The sequence below is a fragment of the Phaeodactylibacter sp. genome, assembly GCF_040219495.1.
Classification (GTDB): domain Bacteria; phylum Bacteroidota; class Bacteroidia; order Chitinophagales; family Saprospiraceae; genus Phaeodactylibacter.
The window spans coordinates 16,157-40,000 of sequence record NZ_JAVJSK010000016.1 but is presented as its reverse complement, the minus strand read 5'-3'; the positions used below and the strand labels follow the sequence as shown (position 1 = coordinate 40,000).

The 23,844-nt window shown below is 50.1% G+C and carries 17 protein-coding genes; all 17 read left to right on the top strand.

Translation table 11 applies throughout. The annotated features are described in order from the left end of the window. The 17 genes from RIC19_RS02870 to RIC19_RS02790 all read left to right on the top strand — a co-directional run bounded on the left by RIC19_RS02870 (position 1) and on the right by RIC19_RS02790 (position 23,809). Positions 1 to 1,569, top strand: a complete 1,569-nt coding sequence (locus tag RIC19_RS02870) for a serine/threonine-protein kinase (protein ID WP_350176641.1) — start codon at positions 1 to 3, stop codon at positions 1,567 to 1,569. A gap of 8 nt (positions 1,570 to 1,577) precedes the next feature. Next, on the top strand, positions 1,578 to 2,198 hold the full coding sequence (locus RIC19_RS02865; RefSeq protein WP_350176639.1) for a hypothetical protein: 621 nt from the start codon (positions 1,578 to 1,580) through the stop codon (positions 2,196 to 2,198). A gap of 129 nt (positions 2,199 to 2,327) precedes the next feature. After that, positions 2,328 to 3,203: a hypothetical protein gene (locus RIC19_RS02860; RefSeq protein WP_350176637.1), complete on the top strand. Its 876-nt coding sequence runs from the start codon at positions 2,328 to 2,330 to the stop codon at positions 3,201 to 3,203. 6 nt (positions 3,204 to 3,209) lie between these two features. After that, positions 3,210 to 4,457 carry a formylglycine-generating enzyme family protein gene (locus tag RIC19_RS02855; protein ID WP_350176635.1) on the top strand — a complete coding sequence of 416 codons (1,248 nt, stop codon included), beginning with the start codon at positions 3,210 to 3,212 and terminating at the stop codon, positions 4,455 to 4,457. A 70-nt stretch (positions 4,458 to 4,527) separates the two neighbouring features. Continuing rightward, entirely contained in the window at positions 4,528 to 5,370 is an 843-nt protein-coding gene (locus RIC19_RS02850) for a hypothetical protein (RefSeq protein ID WP_350176633.1), read from the top strand. A 27-nt stretch (positions 5,371 to 5,397) separates the two neighbouring features. Continuing rightward, positions 5,398 to 10,212 (top strand): LamG-like jellyroll fold domain-containing protein, encoded by a 4,815-nt coding sequence (locus RIC19_RS02845; RefSeq protein WP_350176631.1) that lies wholly within the window; start codon positions 5,398 to 5,400, stop codon positions 10,210 to 10,212. Positions 10,213 to 10,234: 22 nt separating this feature from the next. Further along, positions 10,235 to 11,437, top strand: a complete 1,203-nt coding sequence (locus RIC19_RS02840; protein ID WP_350176629.1) for a caspase family protein — start codon at positions 10,235 to 10,237, stop codon at positions 11,435 to 11,437. A gap of 12 nt (positions 11,438 to 11,449) precedes the next feature. Further along, positions 11,450 to 13,693: an SUMF1/EgtB/PvdO family nonheme iron enzyme gene (locus RIC19_RS02835; protein ID WP_350176627.1), complete on the top strand. Its 2,244-nt coding sequence runs from the start codon at positions 11,450 to 11,452 to the stop codon at positions 13,691 to 13,693. A gap of 152 nt (positions 13,694 to 13,845) precedes the next feature. Beyond that, positions 13,846 to 14,265 (top strand): hypothetical protein, encoded by a 420-nt coding sequence (locus RIC19_RS02830; RefSeq protein WP_350176625.1) that lies wholly within the window; start codon positions 13,846 to 13,848, stop codon positions 14,263 to 14,265. Between the two features lie 131 nt (positions 14,266 to 14,396). Next, on the top strand, positions 14,397 to 15,683 hold the full coding sequence (locus tag RIC19_RS02825) for a formylglycine-generating enzyme family protein (RefSeq protein WP_350176623.1): 1,287 nt from the start codon (positions 14,397 to 14,399) through the stop codon (positions 15,681 to 15,683). A gap of 244 nt (positions 15,684 to 15,927) precedes the next feature. Further along, on the top strand, positions 15,928 to 16,218 hold the full coding sequence (locus RIC19_RS02820) for a serine/threonine protein kinase (RefSeq protein ID WP_350176621.1): 291 nt from the start codon (positions 15,928 to 15,930) through the stop codon (positions 16,216 to 16,218). A gap of 99 nt (positions 16,219 to 16,317) precedes the next feature. Further along, positions 16,318 to 17,580, top strand: a complete 1,263-nt coding sequence (locus RIC19_RS02815; RefSeq protein WP_350176619.1) for a formylglycine-generating enzyme family protein — start codon at positions 16,318 to 16,320, stop codon at positions 17,578 to 17,580. A 219-nt stretch (positions 17,581 to 17,799) separates the two neighbouring features. Then, positions 17,800 to 18,387 carry a hypothetical protein gene (locus RIC19_RS02810; protein WP_350176617.1) on the top strand — a complete coding sequence of 196 codons (588 nt, stop codon included), beginning with the start codon at positions 17,800 to 17,802 and terminating at the stop codon, positions 18,385 to 18,387. 92 nt (positions 18,388 to 18,479) lie between these two features. Further along, positions 18,480 to 20,003: a formylglycine-generating enzyme family protein gene (locus tag RIC19_RS02805; RefSeq protein WP_350176615.1), complete on the top strand. Its 1,524-nt coding sequence runs from the start codon at positions 18,480 to 18,482 to the stop codon at positions 20,001 to 20,003. Between the two features lie 99 nt (positions 20,004 to 20,102). Beyond that, a complete protein-coding gene (locus RIC19_RS02800; protein ID WP_350176613.1) occupies positions 20,103 to 20,903 on the top strand; it encodes a hypothetical protein in 801 nt (266 codons plus the stop codon). A gap of 77 nt (positions 20,904 to 20,980) precedes the next feature. Next, on the top strand, positions 20,981 to 22,285 hold the full coding sequence (locus tag RIC19_RS02795; RefSeq protein ID WP_350176611.1) for a formylglycine-generating enzyme family protein: 1,305 nt from the start codon (positions 20,981 to 20,983) through the stop codon (positions 22,283 to 22,285). Positions 22,286 to 22,345: 60 nt separating this feature from the next. Beyond that, entirely contained in the window at positions 22,346 to 23,809 is a 1,464-nt protein-coding gene (locus RIC19_RS02790) for a formylglycine-generating enzyme family protein (RefSeq protein ID WP_350176609.1), read from the top strand. Positions 23,810 to 23,844 lie beyond the last annotated feature (35 nt).

Genomic DNA, 23,844 nt, shown 5'->3' with positions numbered 1-23,844 from the left:
ATGACATATGAGGAATTTATAAAACGATACCGGTTTGATATCAATGACCCTCAGGCCGAAATAGGATCAGGAGGCTTTGGCAAGGTGTATAAAGCCTACGACAGCCTGCACCATAAATGGGTGGCCGTTAAAGTTGTCCCGGTCGATCAAAACCGGGACCATATCAGTCTCAGAGCGGAAATTGAGAAAGCCCAATCCCTGCCTGACCATTCCAATATTGTTCGCTATGAAGCTTGTTACCGGTTTAAACTGCCCGGCGGTTCGTATGATTATGCCGTCATGCAATATTATGAGGAGGGCAACCTTAGCCAACTGCTCGAGAAGGGCGGCATCAATCGAATGCAGCAGGATAAGCTGGCTCATGGGATACTTGATGGTATTTCATTCTTGCATAAGCATCGTATTCTTCACCGGGATTTAAAAAGTAGCAATGTACTGATTGCGCGTTACGGAGAAGAGTACATATCTCTCATTGCTGACTTCGGGCTAAGCAAACAATTAGAGGAGGATACATCACAAATTGAGAACAGTATTATAGGCGGATCGGCTTTGTTTACTGCTCCTGAACAGCTGATGGGAGAACAGCTCCGTTATAATGCGGACCTCTGGTCTTATGGAGTCATCATTTACCAGATTTTCACCAAGCAGTTTCCTTATTATCCGGACAGTACCAATAGCGGAGCAAGTGGGATAAAAGTGTACAAAAAGATCATGGAGAATCCGGTCCCTCCATTGCTAAACCATATCCCGGAGCCCTGGAAACAGATCTGCCAGCAGTGCCTCATCGTTGATCCTGCTGTAAGGGCAGCAGGTGCCGGAGACCTAAAGAAGATTCTTGGATCAACAGCGTATCAACACGAGGAGACTACGGTTGAGTTTAAGCCCAGGCAGGAACCGAGCCCCCCTCCGTTACCGGAACAAAAAGCAAAGGCTGATGCGGAGCCGGAAAAAAAAGGGCGGGGACAGCGGCTGACTTGGGGAATAGCGATAGGTGTATTCCTGGTTGTGTTGTTAATCATGGTTGTCATGCCGCCTTTTTCTGGTGGTTCATCTGAAGAAGCGCCGGTATTGGAACCCGCTACCGGATTAAGCGGAAAATGGGGGTACAAAAACAGTAAGGGCCAATGGGTAATAAAACCACGGTTCAAAAAAGCCCTGAGCTTTTCATCCGATGGGATTGCAACGGTGGAATTGGATACCTTAGGCCAGTCCTTCTCCTATACAATCAATACCAAAGGGGTGTGTGTGAGCGGTTGCCCACAGTTGTCCGATCCGATAGAAGCGGAAAGCAATGGGATGGACGAAACCGCTACCAGGAAGATAACGCAACTCCTGGCGGAGCTTAGCTCGGTGGATAACCTGAATGAACGCGACCAGATCATTCAGCGCTATGACCTTCCCGGGGTGATCGGAAAAGAAGTGCAGATCATTTTGGATGACGAACTTATGAATCAGGACCTAACAGGCTTTCTGACCTACCTGGCGATTCAAAACAGAGCCTATCGTCTGGTGGATTTTATCCCTCCGCAAAATGGGAAGCCAGGACTTTTGGAGCTAAAAACTAAATAAAACAAAGCATGAAACAAATATGTCAGGTTGTGCTTACTATTCTGGTCGTCTCTTTACTCACGAATAGTGTACTGTATGGTCAGGAGAAAAAAGGAGGGGTGCTGGATCGGTTGTCAGAAGCTGAGCTTAAATCCAGAATTAGCAAGAGAGCTGCAGAGCGGATTACTGATTTGGGGCAGTATATTAGTGTTATCGGGGATAAGACGAAACCTAATGACCTGAAAAGCAGAATGGTCAATGCTGCAGTCCAGCTATTCAAGGATGAATCGGCTGTTGTTGAGGTCTCTTCTCTGAATAGAACTGTACCCAGATCTTATAAAATCCGGGAGTACCTGAATCGGCTTCGAATTCTGGAATACGACAAAGTAAATATCGAGTGGTATAAAGTGATTTATGTTTCGGATTTAAAGCGAGACCCTGACGGCAACTATCGGGGGGTGATCCGGGTGTATCAGCGCTTCCAGGGCAGTAATTATGACGCGGAGGGAAGCCTGAAGTTGCTCTACGAAGATAACACTACCAAGGATATTGAGTTCATTGCAGAAGTCGGGAGGGTGAGTTATGGCGACCACGAAAAGGAATACTTTAATATCAAACTACTCGATCTGAGAGTTGATGATACGTTCTAGACGCCCGATATCAAGCTCTGCACCTCAAGCATTCTTTGTTGTCCGCAGCAATGTAGATTGTTGATAGCCCTCACATTAAACCAAGCCTTGGCATTGTAGACCAACGTTATCTAAGTTTTCAGAAAACCTATGCTTCCAAAAAAAATAATAATAGCCTTATTCATTGTCCTGCCTTGCATGATGCATGGCCAGGCAGAAGAGGAATTGTATGAAATTCTAGGGAAGCCTGCAGAGGTCGATATCTCGGCGATGCCCCTGCATTTTAGAGTTCGGGTAAACAACCTCAGCCAATTCTTCGGCCGGTTCAATTTAACGCAAAATATTTACGGCGAGAAGGTAAATAATGCTGTTCAGGATTGGGAAGAAAGGTATAGCATCGGAGCTAAAAGAGAGGCATTGAAATCTATCAAAAAAGTGATGCTGCACGCACTGGCTGATTCTGCCTGGGTGAGCGCAAATACCGATCTGTTTCAGGCATTCATTAATGCTGTTCAGCAATCCGAAGCCCAGCTGGACTACGAAAGTACATCCTGGTACAGCCTGAATTATTGCTTTTTTGAATACCGAAAAGAGCGTATCCCTGTACAGCTCCTGATGGAAACAGAAAGATTTGGAAATGGCTGGAGATGGGCAATAGCAGATGTTTTCGCTCCTGATATATTCCCAAAGCAAGACAAGGGGCAGGGTTATATACAACCCATGGCACATGAAAACGGCTTTATGGACCTCCGTAAAGCTTTTAGTAAAGAGGCTGCGCTTCAGGCATACTTCACTTCTGAACTAAATTATAGCAGCAAACACCTTTTTATCGATCTTTTCAATCAGGGAGCATTGAAATACCTGAATGTTGATCGTAGCGAATTTTACTTTTTCTCCGTACCGGGCTGGGTCTTTCGGGTCAGTTATTTCAACCGAGCCAGCAATGCCTCCGGATGGCTGATTGATTTTGCAGCCCCCCTGGGAGAATGTACACAAGAAGAATACATGTCATTAATTATGAACTGATTGCTTATGGACTTTATCAAACAGATCGTACCGATCGCTATCATTATGCTTATGGGAATCACCTCACCGGCCCTGGCTCAGGATGTCCGGAGTGCTGAACAGGAAAAATCAGAGCAACTGGTCAGGGATTTCTATGCACAGTTGTCTAATTTTTTGAAGGAAGATGAAGAGGCAATTTTAGAGAAATACCGTAACGAACTGGAAAGCCAGGTTGAAAATAAACTGATGAATGATCTGGACAGAGGGTCAGAATATTTAACCATTCAGCAGTACCTGGATAAGATTGAGCAATTAAGATCTATTGGAGTGGATACCCTTGAATTGGAGAAGGATGCTGTAAAAGCGGGTAATTCGAAAGTTGGCGAACAGGGGGCATACTGTGAAGTTGTTGTAGCCCGAAGGTTAGCTGTTGAAGACCCTCAGTTTCAAAAAAGGTACCTGAAAATAGTGGTATTACATGAGCAACGATCCATACTCAGTAGCATGCTCATTTCAAAAGAAGCATTCGAAGCCTTTTTTAAGGAGCCTGCCTTCCAAATTAACCACCTGCCGGAAATGGTACCCTTAAAGGGCGGGGAGTGCCTGATTGGATGCACAGACAAGCAAGTGAAACACTGTGAAGAAGATGAAGACCGAAGGTTAGTTACTTTATCTCCCTTTGAGATTGGCAAATATGAAGTGACGAATGAAGAGTATTGCGAATTCCTGAACGACCCCGAAGTGCGCGAATGGGAGGGTTTTCCATGGATCAGTATTAGAGCGTCACGGATCGATAATGTCCAGGGGCGATTTACGCCTATGCCACAAGGCGAAAGGTTCCCGGTAACGGCAGTCAGCTATCATGGCGCAGAGAGCTATGCGTTTTGGCTTGCGGAGCGTACGGGGGAAGCCTTCCGATTACCAAGTGAAGAGGAATGGGAGTTCGCAGCCCGGTCCGAGGGCAACGATGATCTCATTTATGCAGGCTCTGATCAATATGCCGATGTAGCCCACTGCCGGGATAGTAAAGGGCGGATCTTTAACAGGTCTGTGATACAAGTAGGGCAGAAAGCACCGAATAGCCTGGGCGTTTTTGATATGAGTGGAAACGTATGGGAATGGGTAAGCGGGACCGATGGCGAGGAGGCTACCTTGCGTGGTGGCGGTTGGAAAGAAGTCCCTGAAAACTGCCGGGTATCCAATAAAGGCTATGCTCCGAAATCCTTCAGGCGCGACTACAACGGGTTTCGGGTCGCTAAAAGTGTGAAGCCATAATGGTATGGTAGCCCAAGTACATAGCACATAAATACTTCATATTAAATCCCCAAACAAAGTCACCAAAACGATGAAGTTCATTACCCTCAAATTCAAGTACTTTTCGCTCCCCGGAGTTTTTTTAATGCTCTTCCAGCTATGGGCATATGGACAGGAAACCTTGCAATGCAGCGAGGCCGATATCTGGTACTCCGGAAACGAAAAGCGCCTTTACGCTATTTATAGCTTTCCTTACGATGCCCCTCAGGCAGCTTACAACGTACAGCTGAGCTGGAATATAGGAAGCCAAAGCTTTGCAATTCCCGGCAATGTCGAGGGTGCGGGACTGGTGGGATATACAGGCGAAAACCCTACGCTCCTCCGATGGACACCAGAAGCGTCCGCGCTGCAGGAACTGGATAAAGGGGGGGAACCTTCGATTTCGGGCTGTATAATTACGGTTGTCGTTGAGGCGGAACCGGAAAAGGATAATCCTGCCTTGAACCCCGCTGTAGTCACAACGGCAAACAAGTGGACCATTGGCCATACCCTTGTTGGAGCAGTAGCCCCGGGGATAGGGCATTACATGTACAACAAAAAGCCGCTCAACTTTGCTTTCACTGCCGTTTCCTACGGACTGGCAGGGAGCGGTTTTTTCATGCGGTCAAAAGCCAATGATACCTGGGCAGCCTATCTCAATGCGACCGCCCCCGATGATATCGTCAACCTGCGGGAAACCTCCGACCAGGAATTGCAAACCGGAAATATTCTCCTCGCTGCCGGTGGGGGCATCTGGGTCATCAATCTGGTGCGCTGCTTTATAACAGGCTCGTCTGACAGTAATGGGCTGTCCCAGGTGGATACGACAGACAACCGCCTACGGCTCGTAGCAGCTCCTGCCGGTGCAGGAATTGGGCTTCAATACAACTTCTAACCCTTGGATTAAGAATGGTCAAAACCTATGAAAAACATAACGTTTACAATACTTCTTGCTTTAGTTGTTCTCTTTTCCTGTGATCGCCGGGAAGGTATTAATCCCTGTGACCCCGGGTTCGACGAGAACTACCCGCGCATTACAACCGGAGTGCTCCGTCTTCAGGGCACAGACCTTCAAATTGGTTATGATTTGACTTCAGTGGGCAGTGAAACCGGAGATGGGGCAACCGCCTACGGATTCGTCTGGTCAACAGACAACCCGGCACCAACCCTCGCTGACAGTATTATCGACCTGGGCACTGCAAACAGCCCGGTTGCCGATTCTCTGGTGCTGGAAAACTGGCCAGAGGGCAACTACTATTTCAGGGCCTTTGTAACCAACTGCCTGGAAACCAGCTACGGTGCGACCCGGAATATTTCCTTTGATTTGCAGCCAGAGCTGGAATTGGCGGCCCCGGCAGCAGCCTACGTGGAAGACGATGGTAATAATGATGGTTTTGCAGATGCTGGCGAACGCGTTTACTACCGGCTTTTGCTAAATAACACGGGCGTCGCTCCTGCCCAAAATGTAAAAGTGGTCGTCGTCTCTGATACGAGCCTTGCGACACAAATAACCCCTGACACCTTGTTCTTTGGAGACATCGCAGCAGGAGCGAGTAATGCTTTTGCCAATACCGGGCAAGCGCCGCAAACGGGAAACCCTTATAGCTTTGCCGTGCAGTTTGGCGCGCCAATTATTCCGGGTACAGAGCTGCCGTTTACAGCACAGGTTATCGGTGAGGAGATAGAAACAGAGATGTTCTCCCTGATCATTGATGGGCCTGTTATTCGCCATGCCTATGAAATCACTGCTACCTCTGACGGTGACTCCAACCCTGAGCCTGGTGAATTGATTACCATCAGCTCTGTGTTGTCAAATGAGGGGACCAAACCTGCTGGACAACTTTCGGTCCTGCTTTCCGAAAATAATAGTTCATACGTTGAGTCCATTACACCATCTCAATATGAAATACCCGGACTAGCAGTCGAGCAATCCGTTAATACATCCGTTGATATTCAACTAAGTGATGATATCCCTACCGGCGCTTTGCTGGAGATCGAAGTAGGGGTTACGGATGGAGAGGCTAATGCCTACACCGTAGACCCAATCGTGATTGGTATTAACGCTGCCGTTTTAACTGAAACTTCCACGGATAACCGCCCTGTCGTGGTGGAAGAGGACGGGGGCAATGGCATCCTCAATCAGGGGGAGTCCTGTACCCTCAGCTTACAAATTACCAACAGTGGAGGTGCTGCAGCATCCGGGATACAGGTTGAAATATCTGGCAGCGCTCTGGAGCAAGCTTCGAACAATACCCTCGGCAACTTGTCTGCCGGAAGCACAGAGCCCTTACTTCTTGTTCTGAATATCCCGGATGACTTCCCCATAGGTGTTAGCAATATTCCAATTACGATTTCCACCGCTTCGGGGCTAAGTTTTTCTGATGTCATTGAGCTGGAAGTATTTCCCGCCACCACACCCGCACTGTCGCTCGGAAGCATCAGTATTGATGATGGGAATAACATGCAGGCTAATCCGGGGGAGACGGTCAACCTCTGTATGACCCTTCAAAATACCGGAGATGCAAATGCCGGGAATATTCAATTAGGTTTTAGTGCTGCGGATCAGAATGCGGTCTCTGCCATTTCGCCCACCTCGTTCGAAATTAACAGCATACCCGTTGAGGGCGTTTCCAGCCAATTTTGTATCGAAGTGCAAATCACACCTGATGCCCCTGCCTCGGAGGACGGAGTAGCCACTTGTATCGACCTGTCTGTTGAAATAGACGGACAAGAGTATCCTGGTTTGCAGGCTTGTTTTTCTATTTTCCCGCCTCCGGCCCCGGCACTTGCGGCTTGCACGACAAGTAGCTCCTTCACGGTTCAGGGGTCGGGCAATGGAGATCAAGTTGCCAATCCCGGTGAATCTGTCGATGTTGAAGTCGGTGTCATCAATACCGGCGAAATTACCGCAACCGGGACATCTGCTGTCATCTCGTCCTCCTCTCCCTTTGTGGTCATCAATGAGCCAAATATCAACTTCGGAAATGTACCCAATAATAGTGGGTGTTCTTCCACCAACTTTTCCTTTATCCTCGATTTTGATACGCCCGAAGGAACGGTACTGGAATTTAGTATGGCGTCAGTGGCTTGTGAGAACTGCGAAAATGAAGCATCCTTTGATTTTTCAATCACCGTAGGCAGTAACCTGCAGAATGAAGGGCTTGTACTTTATTACCCTTTTGATAGCGGCAGCCTGACAGATGAATCCGGAAACAATCACAATGGAATCAATCAGGGTATTGACTTTGTGTCAGACGGTCCTTCCGGAAGCGGGCAGGCCGCTGAATTTGACGGACAGGGGTATGGGCGAGTCCCTTCTTTCGATGCTTCTGAACTGGAAGAATTCACCATGAATGTATGGTTAAAAGGGTATGCCGGCAATTATGAAGTGCTCTTTTCTCAGGGTAGTCAATTTGATGCTACTGAAAACGTGGTCATACAGGATAATTTGATCCAACCCGGTGATAACCTTTTCAATACTTCCATCGTTTCCCCGCTTCTGGACGGTGAATGGCACATGCTGACAGTCACCATAGATGCTATAAACACAACTTCCTCCGCTAATAACATCAGTAAGGCATTGTATGTGGATGGCCAGCTCTTAGATCAGGGTACGCCGTCAAACCTGGATTTTGATGCTAATTTCACCTTTCTCCTGGGCAGTAACAATGAAGGGACTAATCCATTTGACGGCAGAATGGATAATTTCAGACTCTACAACAAGGTTTTGACACCACAGGAAATCGAAGTCTTATTCTTCAGTGAAGGCGGCGCACCTCCAACTAATTATGACTTTGAAGTACCTGATGGGCTTGTCGCGTACTATACCTTTGATCAGCAATCGGCGATTGACATCAAAAACGGTTTTAATGGAGTACCGCAGGGAGGGCTGTCATACGATCAGGACATGTCGTTGGATAATCCTTCCGGTTATTCCGCCTTCTTCAATGGGAACAGTTATTTTACCGTCAATAACGATTTTCTTGATGAGCTGTCTGCACTTACTTTCAATTGCTGGATAAAAAGCTACGCTGGGAATTATGAAGTACTTCTATCCAAAGGGAGCCAGTTTGATGATACCGAAAACTTTGCTATTTCAGACAATCAGTTGTTTCCCGGTGATTTTAATTTTACATCTACTGTAGACCGGACGTTATTAGATGGCAACTGGCATATGCTGACTGTAATGATACCCTATATCAATACCACGTCAAACGCGAGTAGTATTGATAAGATTCTATACATTGACGGTGAATTTGTTGAAAGTGGGGTTTCTGCCAACTTTGATGTGGACTTTAACGCTTTGATGACAATAGGCCGGGCAAGCGATGGAGGGGGGGCATTCGATGGCTACCTGGATAATATTAGAATTTACAACAGGGTGCTAGCTGATACTGAAGTGGACGACATTTTCCAGTCAGAAGGGGCACCCAATCAGACCGCCTACCCATTTAGCGTACCTGACAACCTCGTGGCTTACTATACTTTTGATAATCAAACGGTGGCAGATGTAAAAAACGGATTCAATGGCATCGTTCAGGGTAATCTGCAGTACCGCACGGACATGTCTGTATCCAACCCGTCCGGCAGGTCCGCTTTCTTCGATGGCAACAGCTACTTTACCGTCAATAATAACTTTATGGATGAATTGGCTGCCATGACTTTTAATTGCTGGGTAAGGGGCTATGCCGGAAATGGGGAGATACTGTTTAGTAAAGGGAGCGAGTTTGACAATACGGAGAACTTATTCATTCTTGATAATTTTTTGTATCCCGGCGATTTCGCGTTTAGCAATAATATCGTCGATGATTTGCTCGACGGGCAGTGGCATATGCTTTCCATTGTATTTGATGAGATCAACACTTCTTCAAATAGTAATAGTATTGATAAGTCGCTTTATGTGGATGGGACTCTTTTGGAAGCCAGTGCTGCTCTTAATTTTGACGTTGACTTTGACGCAATCATGTCAATCGGCGCTGCCAGTAACGGAGTCAGCGCTTTCGATGGCTATCTGGATAACATCCGCATTTACAATACCCGGTTGACCGCTTCCGAAATTAGTGCTATTTACACCGCTGAGGGAATGGCCAACCAACCTGCATATAGCTTTAGCACAACGGATAACCTTATTGCCTATTATCCCTTTGAAAACAATACGCAAGAGGTCATCAATGGCTACAACGCCATAACACCCAATGGACTGTCCTATTCGGCAAGTGCCCCCTCTGGACAGGGATCGTCAGCGGTTTTTTCGGGAGGGCAGTTCCTGCAAATCAACAACAACTATCTGGATGAGCTTGCCGAAATGGCCTTATCCTTCTGGATACGGAGTAGTGACCAATCCGGTATGCCGCTGCTGAATAAAGGTAGTGTCTTCGATAATACAGAGAATATTTACATCTCCTCCAGTGGCACGATCTGCCCGGGAGATTTCTGCTTTTCGCAAAACCTTAATAACAGCCTCCTTAACAATCAGTGGCATCATGTAGTCATCAACCTGGACCAAATCAATACCTCCAGTTCATCCTCCGTTATCTCGAGGTCTCTATATCTGGACGGTATGGAACTGGAGACCATCACCAATACAAATCTCGACTTTGACCTCAGCTTCTTAGCCCGGTTTGGGGCCGACAGCAACAATCAGGACTTCCTGAACGGCCTCATCGACAACCTACGTATCTACAACCGCCCCCTTAACGCAAGCGAAGTTCAAACCCTATACAACAACCAGGAATAACCACCAACCAAAATAAACAGTCATGAAAACCCTACTCCTCCTCCTTTTCCTGCTCCCCCTATCCATCACCCTGTCCGCACAGTGTATCTCCGGCAATTGTGAAAACGGCAATGGCGTCTACCTTTACCCCAGCGGCAACCGCTACGATGGCACCTGGGAGGACAAAAGAAGGGTCAAAGGGGATCTTTTTTACGTCAATGGCGACCACTACACCGGCTACTTCCGGGATAATGAGCGCCACGGCCCCGGCATCTACCGGTACGCGAGCGGCAACCGCTTTGAGGGGATATTCACAGATGGAGAAAAAGTAGAGGGTACCTTTTACTACGTCAATGGCAACCGCTACGATGGGCAATACCGCGACAACAAAAAGAATGGCCGCGGCATCATGTACCTGAATACCAGCGATACCCTGGCTGGCTTTTGGATAGACAACGAATACCAGGGGCAGCCCAACTATGCGGAAAACGGGCGGCAGACTTTTGTGGTCATCGTGGGCGTGTCTGACTATGCCAATAATAACCTGATTACCGATCTGGAATACTGCGATGATGATGCTTATGCCTTTCGCAACTTCCTGCTCAGCTCCGAAGGGGGAAGTGTCCCTCCTGCCAATATTACGATGTTGCTCGACAGCCGGGCCACCCGCACCAATATCCTCCGCGCCATGCGCGATCAGTTTGGCAAGGCCCGGGAAGCCGATAAAATCATTTTTTATTTTTCCGGGCATGGCGCACCGGGCTTTTTCTGTCCTTATGATACCGCACCCTCCAATATCCTGGAGCACGAAGAGGTCAAGAAAGCTTTCCGCCGCTCTGATGCCGGCAATAAAATTTGCCTGGCGGACGCCTGCAACTCGGGCAGTATCAGAGGGGTAGAGGGGCGACGTAGTATCGGCAACGAAGCGGAAGCTATCCTGATGCGTATCGAAGCCGAAGCGGCGGCCCGGGATGAAGACCGGACGGACCCTAAAGTAGCCGTATTCATGTCCTCCCGCGAGGACGAGTACTCTCAGGAACGTCGTAACCTGGAACAGGGCATTTTCACCTACTTTCTCATCTCTGGCATGAAGGGGCTGGCCGATGCCAATAACAATCTACAGATCACCTACGGCGAATTGTTTGATTATGTTAACGGTAGTGTATCCGGGCATACCAATGGAGTACAGCACCCGGTCCTCTCCTGCAATCAATGCAAGGAAACGCCGCTCGTTTATCTCCGATAACGCACAAACAAAATGAACCAACAGCAATTCCTGCAGCGCTACCAGTTTAGTGTGCGCACCGACCGCCTTGGGGGCGGTACCTTTGGCACGGTATACAAAGCCTACGATACCACCCGTGACCGCTACGTAGCCATTAAGGTAGCGGAAGTAAAGACGGTGAATGATAAGACCTTCTCCCTCGAGGATGAGCTCAAAGCGGTCTCCGGGCTGCCCGAACACCGCAACCTCGCACACTACGAGAACGTCTACCAGTTTGAGTCCCCTGCGGGCATCTTCGACTACGCGGTGATGCAATACTACCCGGCCGGCAACTTACGCCAATTGCTCGACAAGGGGCAACTGAGCGCGCAGCAGCGCCGCGATATCGCCATTGGGCTTCTGCGTGGGCTCTCGCATTTGCACGAGCATGGCGTGATCCACCGCGACCTCAAACCCTCTAATATCCTGATCGCCAAAGTGGGGCAGCAGTACATCCCCAAGATTGCCGATTTCGGGCTAAGCAAGCAGGTCGGCGAAGGCTCCCGCTTTACCAATAGCCTGGCAGGGGGCACCCTAGCTTACTCCGCGCCCGAGCAACTGCTGGGCAAGCCCATACGCCTTAATGCCGACCTGTGGTCGGCCGGTGTGCTCCTCTTTGAGCTCTTCCTGGGCTACCGGCCCTTCCGCACCAAGGGAGCAGCAGGCAGCAGCGCTGCCCGCGACCGCGAGCTCTTTGACCAAATCGTGAATGCGCCACTTCCTCCGGAAACGGCACAAATCCCGGAGCCTTTTGCACAAGCTGTAGCGGCTTTCCTCGTCAAGAGCCCGGAAGCAAGGGCTCATCGTATCCGGGCGGATTGGATGGGAAACCAAACCTCAGGCAAGGAGGATACAGAGGAGGGTACTCAGGTGGATATAACCATCACGGACACCCGGGAAGGCCCACCGCCTGCACAGCCTGAATCCCCGCCTGCCCCTGCACCGACCCCATCCCGAAAATGGCTACCGCTGTTGTTTGGTGCTTTGGTCGCAGCAGCAGTGGTGTCCGGGGTGTTATGGTGGTTGCAGCCCAAGGCGGCAAAGCCTGCCCTCGAGCCGAAACAGGATGCCTCCGGCCAATGGGGCTATGTGGATGAAGCAGGTGCGTTCGTCCTGCCGGCCGTTTACGACTCCGCGGGCGTGTTTGAAGATGGGCAGGCACAGGTGGTGAAAGGGGACAGCTTGCTGCTGATAGGCACAGATGGAGCCCTTGTAAGTGTACTCCGGCCAGAAAACACAGCGGGGGTACAACAACCTGATCCAGCCCTCACCGCAGAAGAGGTCGAAGCAGCAGCCTGGTCTAAGGCAGAGGCTACTGGTGATATTGCGGCTTATGAGGCTTATCTGGATGCGTACCCGAGCGGCGCGCATGCCAGACAGGCGAAGGCTCGCCTGAAACAACTGCGGGATGAAGCAGCCTGGTCAGAAGCGAGGCGCCGGGACACGGAATCTTCCTACGAATCTTACCTCCGGGACTACCCCGAGGGTGCACACGTCCAGGAGGCGCGCAGCCGCCTGGAGGAGCTGCGCAAGCCTGCCCTGCCGGGCCCCATAGAGGCGCTGGAGCGCAGCATGGTTCGGGTATCAGGGGGCAGTTTTACGATGGGCTGTACCTCGGAGCAGGGGGATGATTGCGGGAATGATGAGAAGCCCCCTCACCGGGTAGAGCTGAGCAGCTACCGCATAGGCAAATACGAGGTGACACAAGCACAGTGGGAAGCGGTGATGGGCAGCAACCCTAGCAGCTTCAGTGGCTGCGGGAGCTGCCCGGTGGAACAGGTAAGCTGGAACGACGTACAGGATTTTATCGATAAGCTGAACCGAATGACGGGCGGTAATTACCGCCTGCCGACAGAAGCGGAATGGGAGTACGCAGCGCGTGGCGGCAGCCGTAGCCGGGGGCATAAATATTCGGGCAGCGATAATTTGGGCCGTGTAGGCTGGCATGGTAGCAACAGTGGTAGTAAAACGCACCCTGTGGGTCAAAAAACGGCAAATGAGCTGGGCTTGTACGATATGAGCGGCAATGTTTGGGAATGGTGCTCGGATTGGTATGGCAGTGATTATTACAGCAGCTCGCCCGGCCGCAACCCGAAAGGTCCTGGTACGGGCGCTGGCCGCGTGTACCGCGGCGGCGGCTGGATCATCATCGCCAGGTTCTGCCGGGCCTCGGGTCGGAGCGGCGACGGCCCAGGCGCTCGCCTCATCAATTTGGGCTTCCGTCTGGCCGCCCTCTAGTACGGCAGTAAGGGTTGAGCAAAAAAAGGGAGCGAAAGAGCGAAGGCCCTCCTAAATGGGCAGCGGCGGAGCAAGCGCCCATTAGGGAGGAGCCGGAGGGAGAGAGCGGTATTAGGCGGCGCAGCCGCCTCGATTTTAAAAATTTTCAGGCTATGCAAATGAAGTTTTTTACGGTGCCGGTTTACGATCCCGCAGAAGCGGAAGCGGCGGTCAATGCCTTTCTGCGCGGCAACCGTATATTGCAAATAGACCGGCATTTTGAAAGCCTGCCCGGTGGCGGGGCCTGGGTTATTTGTGTGGAGTATTTGCCAAACATGGCTCCCGGAATGCGAAAGAGCAGAGAAGGTAAAAAGCCTAAAGTGGACTATAAGGAAGCGCTTGCTCCGGAGGTATTTAAGCGGTTCGAAACCCTGCGGACCATCCGCAAGGATTTGGCGAAAGCGGAAGGGCTGGCTATTGGTAAAACGCCAGGAACTGCCGGGCCTCGAATCGGAACAACAACAGCCCAGACAATCGCAACAACAATTTGGGCTTCCGTTTGGCCGCCGCCCCCTAGCTCAACCCGGCAGTAAGATAGCTGCCCTGCTGAACCGGCACCGATCCTGCCCGGCCGGAGTGAACCTGGCTGGCGAAAAAATTCCGGGCGGGCCCGTGAGTAGCCGCAGGCGAAAATTGGCCCGCTCCTTTTAAAAAAAAGCTTGATATGAAATATACGTTATCCATTTTGGTTTTAATGCTGCCCCTGTTGCTTTCCGGGCAGAAGTCGGCTATGGAAGACTACTTCAAGGGCTACCTGGCCGCACTGAATAACCTGGGCGATGTGTCCTACGTAATGGAGGAGCGCAGCCTGTTCAGGGCAGATATCCTTGATAACTACTTTCTCCGGGGGCAGGGCAGTGTGCTGTACAATCACTTCCGGCCTGGGGGGACTACCTATGTCCCGGCCTCAGAATACCTGGATATTATCATCACTGACTTCCCACGTGGAGTATCATTTTCTTATGAAGGGCTGGAGGTCGCAGACTTTCAGCTGGGGGATCAAGGCACCAAAGCCATTGTAGATTTATCGTGGTCCATAACCGCATCGGGGCGCAGCGCCCGGCAGGTAAAGCACCGGTTTGTGCTGGAGGTGATCGGCCTGTCGTCCGGCCGGGTGAGTGCGCGCATAAAAAGCCTGGATAAAGTGCCTGAGGCATCCAGCCTGCCATCTCAAGAGGAAAAGCCCAATGCCCCAGCCATAGCAGAGCGGCCTCCTAAAACCGTTGCTGCCCTCCCTGCCCCCATTCAGGCCCTGGAGCGCAACATGGTACAGGTATCGGGCGGCAGTTTTACGATGGGCTGCACGTTACCAACTCTGATTCTAGCGGAGCAGGGCAGTGATTGTTGGGGGGATGAGAGCCCTGCACACCGTGTAGAGTTAAGCAGTTTCAGTATAGGGAAGTACGAGGTAACGCAAGGGCAGTGGGAGGCGGTGATGGGGAGTAATCCTAGCAGATTTAGCGGCTGCTTCTCCTGCCCGGTGGAGAAAGTGAGCTGGGAGGATGTCCAGAAATTTATCCAAAAGCTAAACCGGATGACGGGCGGCAATTACCGGTTGCCCACAGAAGCGGAATGGGAGTACGCGGCCAGAGGCGGCAGCCACAGCCGGGGTTATAAATATTCGGGTAGCGGTAATTTGGGCAGTGTAGGCTGGTATACCGAAAACAGTAGAGGCAAAACGCACCCGGTGGGGCAAAAATCGCCAAACGAGCTGGGCTTGTACGATATGAACGGCAATGTCTACGAATGGTGCTTGGATTGGTACAATCACAACTATTACAGCAGCTCACCCGGGCGTAACCCTAAAGGCACTGCTTCGGGCTTTTCCCGCGTGAGGCGAGGTGGGGACTGGAGCACCGGTGCCAAGGGCTGCCGGGTCTCGAATCGGAGCCATAGCACACCAGGTTCTCGCAGCTCCTTTTCGGGCTTCCGTTTGGCCGCCGCCCCCTGAGCGTGGGAGTAGCTGGGAGGGGCAGGGAGGTGTCCACAGATTTTTGGTCAGATTGAGGCGGTGGTTCCCGATTAACTTCAGAAAGGGTCCCCTTGAAATCCCCTTTCTTCGTGGGGCTACATGAGGGGTTCATCAACGAAGAGTTGGTCAAAAAGATGCCACAAATCACTGTTCAGCCCAGCTGCCTCGAAAAAAAACAGGAACCAGGAAATAAAAAGGGTGCTGCCGCCCCAAAATCAAAATAATGATGACAGGAATAACTATACAAGGCTACCAAATCAAACACAAGCTAGGAGAAGGGGGCATGGCAGAGGTGTACTATGCAGAGACCAAATTAGGGTCTCCGGTGGCCATGAAGGTTCTTAAACCGGAGCTCAGTGCGGTAGAAAGCCTTCGCCTGCGCTTTGAGCAGGAAGCACAGGTCATAGCCAGGCTCTCCCACCCGTCCATCCGTCGGGTTTTGGATATCACGGAGCACGAAGGCCGCCCGGTCATCCTGATGGAGTACCTCTCCGGGCAGGACCTGGTAGCCTAAATATTGGAGATGGAGACTTTTTCTTTGAGAATGTTATCGATTTTTATCTCTAATGAAGCTTGGAACAGATATTAACTTGACTGTAGTTAAAACAATAGTATGGAAGTCCGAATATATTTATCTTTTATTCTCATCACCTTCAGTCTGGCGTTACCAGCACAAAAGCAGGCGGCAGAATCATTTCTATCTGACTATTTTGCCAGTCTAAATAACCTGGGAGATGCAGGAAGTTCCTTTTCTGACCGTCAGTTTTTTGCAGTCGATATTAATAAGTATTATTTTTTACCTGACGACAAATCTATTGTGTTCAACCACTTGAGGAAAGATGGAGCACGCTATATCACCGCAAGAGAATACCTCGATAATTTATTGATTGACTTTCCAAAGGGTGTACAATTTAGTTTTGAATCGCTTGAGGTTATTGATATCCATACTTCGGGCGAGGAAATTGAATTAGCTGTCTTCCTGGAATTATTGAGCCAACCTCATGGTGAGCCGCCATTTAGACATCAATTGAGTTTTGTTATTCTCGTCGAAAAGCTTGGTACGAGCAGGTTATCTGGGTTAATTAAGACAATTGATTCGGGTAAGCTATCGCAAAACGATGCATCTGTTGAATCACCTTCGGTCCTGCCGGGGCCGATAGAAAGCATCCTTGAAAATATGGTTTTTGTAGAAGGAGGGAGTTTTAGCATGGGCTGTACACAAGAGCAAGGAAAAGACTGCTTTGACCGGGAAAAGCCTGTACATAAGGTTAGGGTTTCGGACTTCTACATTAGCAAGTATGAAGTGACACAATCCCAATGGGAAGCTGTTATGGGAAAGGATATTCAGTATTATTATGAAAATTCCGGCAGTGGAGGTGGTATCGTTGGAAAGGGACCGGATTTCCCTATGTATTATGTGGATTGGGAAGACGCTAATGAGTTCATCAGAAAGCTAAATAAAATGACAGGCAAAAACTTCCGGCTGCCCTATGAAGCGGAATGGGAGTTTGCGGCCAAAGGAGGCAACAAAAGCCTGAGGTATAAATACTCGGGAAGCAATAGCTGTGAAAAGGTAGCTAACTCGGGGAGCGCCACTACTACTGTTGGCAGCAAGGCTCCCAATGAACTCGGACTTTATGATATGAGCGGAAATATCATCGAATGGTGCTGGGATTGGTATGGTCCGTACAGCAGTTCAACAGCTTACAATCCAAAGGGGCCTGACTTTGGAGAATGGAAGGTACTGCGTGGCGGTGGATGGGGAGCGAATTCCTGTGTTGCCGCCCGGAGTAGCCATCGTATCAGCAATAACCCTTTGGATAGAAATTATTTTTATGGTTTCAGGTTAGTTTGCGAGGATTGTCATGGTCGGTAAAACATGATGTTCTGATGCTCGATTTGGTTTTATACGCATCAATCTTTTAGTCAGAAATAGCATTCGAGTAAAAAAAAAGAATCTGTCTAAGTCGATTACCTCTACATTCTTGCCAGCATATTAAAGGACAACTATCTGGAATAAGGTTAAAAAACCTTTACCTTAGTACAATGTGAAAGGCCCATGTTTTTGACTCTGCTAAATATTCAAATCAATAAAATGAAAACCAGCCCCGTATTCTATTGTCTTGCACTGTTGCTTCTCAGCGGCACGGCAAAAGCCCAGATCTCAGCGCTCTCCGAAACAGAGCGAAAACAATTGTTTACAGAAAAGACGGAGGAACGTATCCGCGACCTGGAAATCAACATTCAGACCATCAGCGATAAAAAGATTAACCGGGACCTGCGAAGAGAAGCAGTGAATACAACTGTGAACTATTTTGTAGATGAAGACCGTGTTTTTCAGGTATCTTCTCTAAACCAGCCTGAGGTGAAAAACTTTACGGTTAGAAAGTACCTCAGCCGCTTATTGGTATTGCCCTACAGCCGGGTAAAGATCGAATGGTTTGAGACGCGCTGGGTTTCCAAATTCCGGCAATCACCGGATGGGCAGTACTTTGGTACGGTCCGGGTCTTTCAGGTATTCAAAGGGTATGGCGCTGAGGGTAAGCTGAAATACGAGGATATTACATCAAAAGATATCGAGGTGGCCATCAAAGTCACGGAAATGGATCAGGGGCGTACCTCCAAGGAGGTGCTCCACGTCCGCCTTGGGGATATCAGAGTCGTGGAAACCCGTGCTAAGTGATGAGGCACAGGAGCGGGAAGTTTCCAAGATTGACCCGCCCCAAGAGACAGTATATATTTTACAATCCGGATCTTTACAATCTATCTGTTTAAATGTCGAAATTTAGCACGCTGCTACTGGTATTTTGCTTTACCGCTACGCTAAAGGCTCAGGACGGGCCTATTGAGGACTATATTGCCAACTACTACCAGATGCTTAATAATCTCGGGGATGCCAGTTTGCCATTGAGAGACCGCCGCATGTTCCGATCCGAATTATTAAATCAGTATTTCCTGTTTGAGGGGTCTATGATATGGAATGAGTTACGCCCGGAGGGCAGCCGCTACATACCGCCGCGGGAATACCTGGATTTGGTACTTACGGATTTTCCGGAAGGGGTTTCTTTCAGTATTGGTCAACTGGAAGTGCTAAATGTGCTGCCCAAGGGCGGCAATCTGAATGCAGAAATACGCCTTACGGCAACGGTCAATACAGCCGAAGAAGTGCTGGGGCCTTTCCCGCTCAAGTTTATCCTGTCTATCCGGGAATACAGCCCCACCGGAGTCATTGCGCGGATAAGAAGCATTGATAAGTACCTGCCCGAAGAGCCGGTGCCAGAAAAAACAGAGCCTGTAGCTACTCAGGAGGCTCCACCGGAAAATACCGACGAACCGGAAGTGGTGGCGTCGCCGGAGCCTGGTGTTTCTGACCAGGAATTGTCTGAGTCTGTCTTAGTCCCAGTTGAGACAGTTGGAGACAGAAAACCAACAGATAGTACCCCAATGGTATTGGTATACGGAGGAACGTTTCAAATGGGGGCTCAGGATAAAAATATAGATAACCGACCGGTACATACCATACGTCTTGATGACTTTTACATCGGTAAATTTGAAGTTACCTTTAGCGAGTTCTCGCAGTTTATGGAATCTACTGACTATGTTACTGACGCAGAGCAGAGAGACACGAGTCAGCTTGTCAAACAGGGCTTTTGGGGGTTTCATGCCGGCGTCAACTGGCGGCACGATGAGACGGGGCAAATCAGATCTGCTACAAAGCTATTGCACCCCGTTATTCACGTGAGTTGGAACGATGCCATTGCTTATTGCAACTGGCTGAGCGAACAGCATGACCTGCAACCTGTTTATACCATTCTTCAGGACGGTGTCAAAGCAAACTGGAATGCCAATGGCTATCGGTTACCCACCGAAGCCGAATGGGAGTATGCTGCTCGTGATGAAGGCGAAGATGTTAGATGGTCAGGAACCTCTTACAGTTCAAATATGGCGGTGATTGCGAATTTCTGCGACCGGAGCTGTGTTTTCCCATGGAAAAAAAGACTGTATTCTGACGATTATGCACTGTCTGCTCCTGTAGGAATGTATCGATCAAATGATTTAGGTGTTCACGATATGAGTGGCAATGTACAAGAATGGTGCTGGGATTACTACGAGACGGACTTCTATGCACGTTCTCCGGCGATTAATCCTATAGGTCCTCTTAATGGTGAATTCAAACTACTAAGAGGAGGCAGCTGGGGAAGTACCATGGAGGAGGTGGAATGCGCTCATCGAAAGTTTGAGTACCCGGACCGAACAAGTGCTACAATCGGCTTTCGGTTGTGCAGAAACGCAAAGTAGGATAACGGGTAAATACCAAAAGAAGGGGAATCCGACTGGCATCTGCTCTGACCGGGTTCATTAATTTGGAGTGGCCAGGCTAATATTAAAAAGTAAGCTATGTTAAGGCAAATCAGTATCACATTAGTGGTGACCTTTTTGGGGAGCATAGGGCTGTATGCGCAGCCCTACTACGACCTCTACTTTGGGAACCGCCCTCAGGAGATGATGCCCACCTCACTTTTGTTACAGGTCCATTCGCTGGATGATTTTATCGAGCGGTATAATGGCGCTTTTGATGCCTATGGGCAGCCTGTAGATACCGGTTCGGCAGTATATAAAGAAGTGCGTCAAAACGAAGCTTTCTGGGCTAAATACAGGTCATTGATTATTGAGTCCCTGGTGGATCGCTCCCTGTACGAACAGGACAGCAGCAGGGTGCAGCGTTTTGCTCAAAAAGCAGGTGCAGGAGGAGCGCTGGACTTTGTTGACTCTTCCTGGTGGATAGAAGTCCCCCTCAGAGGGACTATTGAAGGGCTTCAGTCAGAGCTCATTCTTCAAATGAAAATACTGGTAGACGACCGTAGGCGGATAAAGTGGATTATTGACGACGTTGTGTTTCCCGAATCTTTGAGGGACTTTCCTGCCCTGCCCATAGCACCGAATATCAGTAAGCATCAATACATTCCACCGAGTGCGCATGACAATGGGTTCATTGCCCTTTCGCGCGTACTAAGTCAGGAGCGGGATATCACGCCTTATATCGAGTGCAGCACAGAAGGCTTGTCGAACTTGCAGTACATCCTGAAGTATTACCATTTCGAGGCAGAGTTCCGGGAGTTTTTTGTTCACTTCCAACCAGATGCCGGCCCTTCTTTTATGCTGGATCAAAATTGGAAGATTATTGATTTTGAGCACTGAGCTCCGTATGGAACAGCTTATCCATTTTAGCAAGGGCATATCCGGTATTGCGGGGGCTTTTGCGTTTAAATTTAAGTATGAAGCGTCTAATAATTTTGATCGGGGTATTGATTCCCTTTAGCATGCCGGCACAAAGCGACCCGGTAGCTAACTATATAGCCAACTATTTTGAGATGCTCAACAATCTGGGGGACGCCAGCATGCCGCTATCGGACCGCAAGCTATTTCAGGAAGAAATCTTAAGCCAGTATTTCCTGTTTGAAGGGGCCCTGGTTTGGAACCACCTCCGGCCGGATGGCAAACAGTACATTAAGCCCCGGGAATACCTGGACAATATCCTGACCGATTTCCCAAAAGGGATCACCTTCGATCATCAGCTTTTGAACGTAGGCAGCTTACAGCCATTCGAAAATCAGCTCAAGAGTATTGTGCAGGTAAGAGTTACAGCCCGATCTGAAGGCAGAGCGGTCGGCACGGATGAGCTCCGTATGGTTTTGATAGTACGGCAATTCAACCCAAGTAGTCTGTCTGCGCGAATGAGTAGCATTGACCAGGCGGAAGGTGATCCACCCCCTGCAAATGAAACCCGTGAAAGGCCGACTCAGCCGCTTCAGGCTACGCAACAACAACCCACGGCTCCGGACCGGTCTTTACCTGAGCCCATTCGGGAGTTAGCGCTCAATATGGTGCGGGTATCCGGTGGCAGCTTCCTGATGGGGTGTACTTCTGTTCAGGAAGGTAGCTGCAACGACGATGAAAAGCCATTGCATCAGATCACGCTGAACGCATTTAGTATCAGCAAGTACGAAGTAACTCAGGCACAGTGGGAGGCGGTGATGGGTACAACAATAGCTGACCAACGAGATAAGGGAAATATAAAGCATCCGCTACGCGGAGAGGGGCCTCACTACCCCATGTATTATGTAAGCTGGGAGGACGCTCAGCTATTCATCAGGAAGCTAAACCAACTCACAGGAGGGCAGTACCGGCTGCCTACAGAAGCGGAGTGGGAGTATGCGGCGGCAGGCGGAAGCCTTACCTATGGTTATCGTTATGCCGGAGGAGATAAATCGGAAAGCGTCGGCTGGTTGGGTGGCAATAGCGGAGGCGCAACAAATCCGGTGGGTAGTAAGCTCCCGAACGAACTGGATTTGTATGACATGAGCGGTAATGTATGGGAGTGGTGTGCTGATTGGTATAGTGCTGATTATTATACCGGCAGCCCCGCCCAAAACCCTGGTGGAGCACCGGGCGGAAAATACCGGGTGCGCCGTGGCGGCAGCTGGAGTGATGATGACCGGTCCTGCAGGGTTACCAACCGCCGGAGTAGCAAACCAAATGTTCGTTATGGAAACCTGGGGTTTCGGTTGGTGGCACCCTAATCAACAAGAGCCCCAAAGAGCCGTCAGATTATCCTTTGAGCCAGGAAAATACAGTTCTTTATGTTTAGTCTTATGAGTTACCCTTACCGTATGAAGGCCATCTGCTACACTTACCGTTTAGTACTCTTGCTGCTATGGAGCGCCGCTCTGCCAAATGGCGGGGCTGCCCAAAGCAGCCCGGTGGCCGACTACGTCGCCAATTACTACGAGATGCTCAATAACCTGGGCGATGCGAGCATGCTACTGTCAGACCGCCGCCTGTTCCGCTCGGAGCTGCTCAGTCAGTATTTCCTGTTTGAGGGCTCCATGATTTGGAACGACCTGCGCCCGCAGGGCAGCCAATACATCCGCCCGCAGGAATACCTGGACAACATCCTGACCGATTTTCCCCGGGGGGCTGCATTTGCCTATTCAGGTTTGGAAATCGGGCCACTTTTGCCCGAAGGGGGGAGCCTGAAAACAGTGGTTACCTTCCGCTCCGAAATCAGCCCCGTTGGGCAAGCCAGGATTTACAATGACTTGCAAATGGTACTCACGATACAGGAATTCAGCGCCAATGCCATTTCAGCACGGATAAAGAGCATCGATAAAGCTGGTCCGGGCGCTTCTACATCGGTTGAGCCGTCGCGGCAGGACGCCGCCCCAACGGCTGCGGAGCAGGAAAGCAGGGCATGGCAGCAGGCCTTGAGCGCCGACCGGATCTCGGGCTATGAGGGTTACCTGTCGGCCTACCCCTATGGGCTTCATGCGTCGGAAGCCCGGCGGCGGCTGGAGGAGCTGCGCAAGCCTGCCCTCCCCGCCCTTATACAGGAACTGGAGCGCAACATGGTGCGGGTATCTGGCGGCAGCTTTACCATGGGGTGCACCCCGGAGCAAAGTAATTGTGATGGCGATGAAAGGCCTGCGCACCGTGTGGAGCTAAGCAGTTATAGCATAGGGAAGTATGAGGTGACGCAAGGGCAGTGGGAGGCGGTGATGGGCACGAGCGTAGCCAATCAGCGGGACAAAGAGAATAAAGACTGGCCGTTACTTGGTGTTGGGTCTAATTACCCGATGTATTATGTTTCCTGGGAGGAAGTACAGGACTTTATCGTTAAGTTGAACCGTATGACGGGTGGTAATTACCGCCTGCCGACAGAAGCGGAATGGGAGTATGCTGCGCGCGGAGGCAGTCGTAGCCGGGGCTATAAATACTCAGGCAGCAATAACCTGGGCAGCGTAGGTTGGTATCGTGACAATAGCGGAAGTAAGCCGCACCCGGTGGGAAAAAAATCGCCAAATGAACTGGGGCTATACGATATGAGCGGCAATGTCTGGGAATGGTGCTCGGACTGGTACGACAGTGATTATTACAGCAGCACGCCGGGTCGTAACCCGAAAGGCCCTGGTAGGGGCTCTTACCGCGTGATCCGCGGGGGCGGCTGGAACAACAGCGCCGGGATCTGCCGGGCCTCGGATCGGCACGACTACGGCCCAGACGATCGCGGCAGCTATTTGGGCTTCCGTTTGGCCGCCGCCCCCTAGAGCGTGGGAGGATATGGGAGGGGCATTGAGCTGTC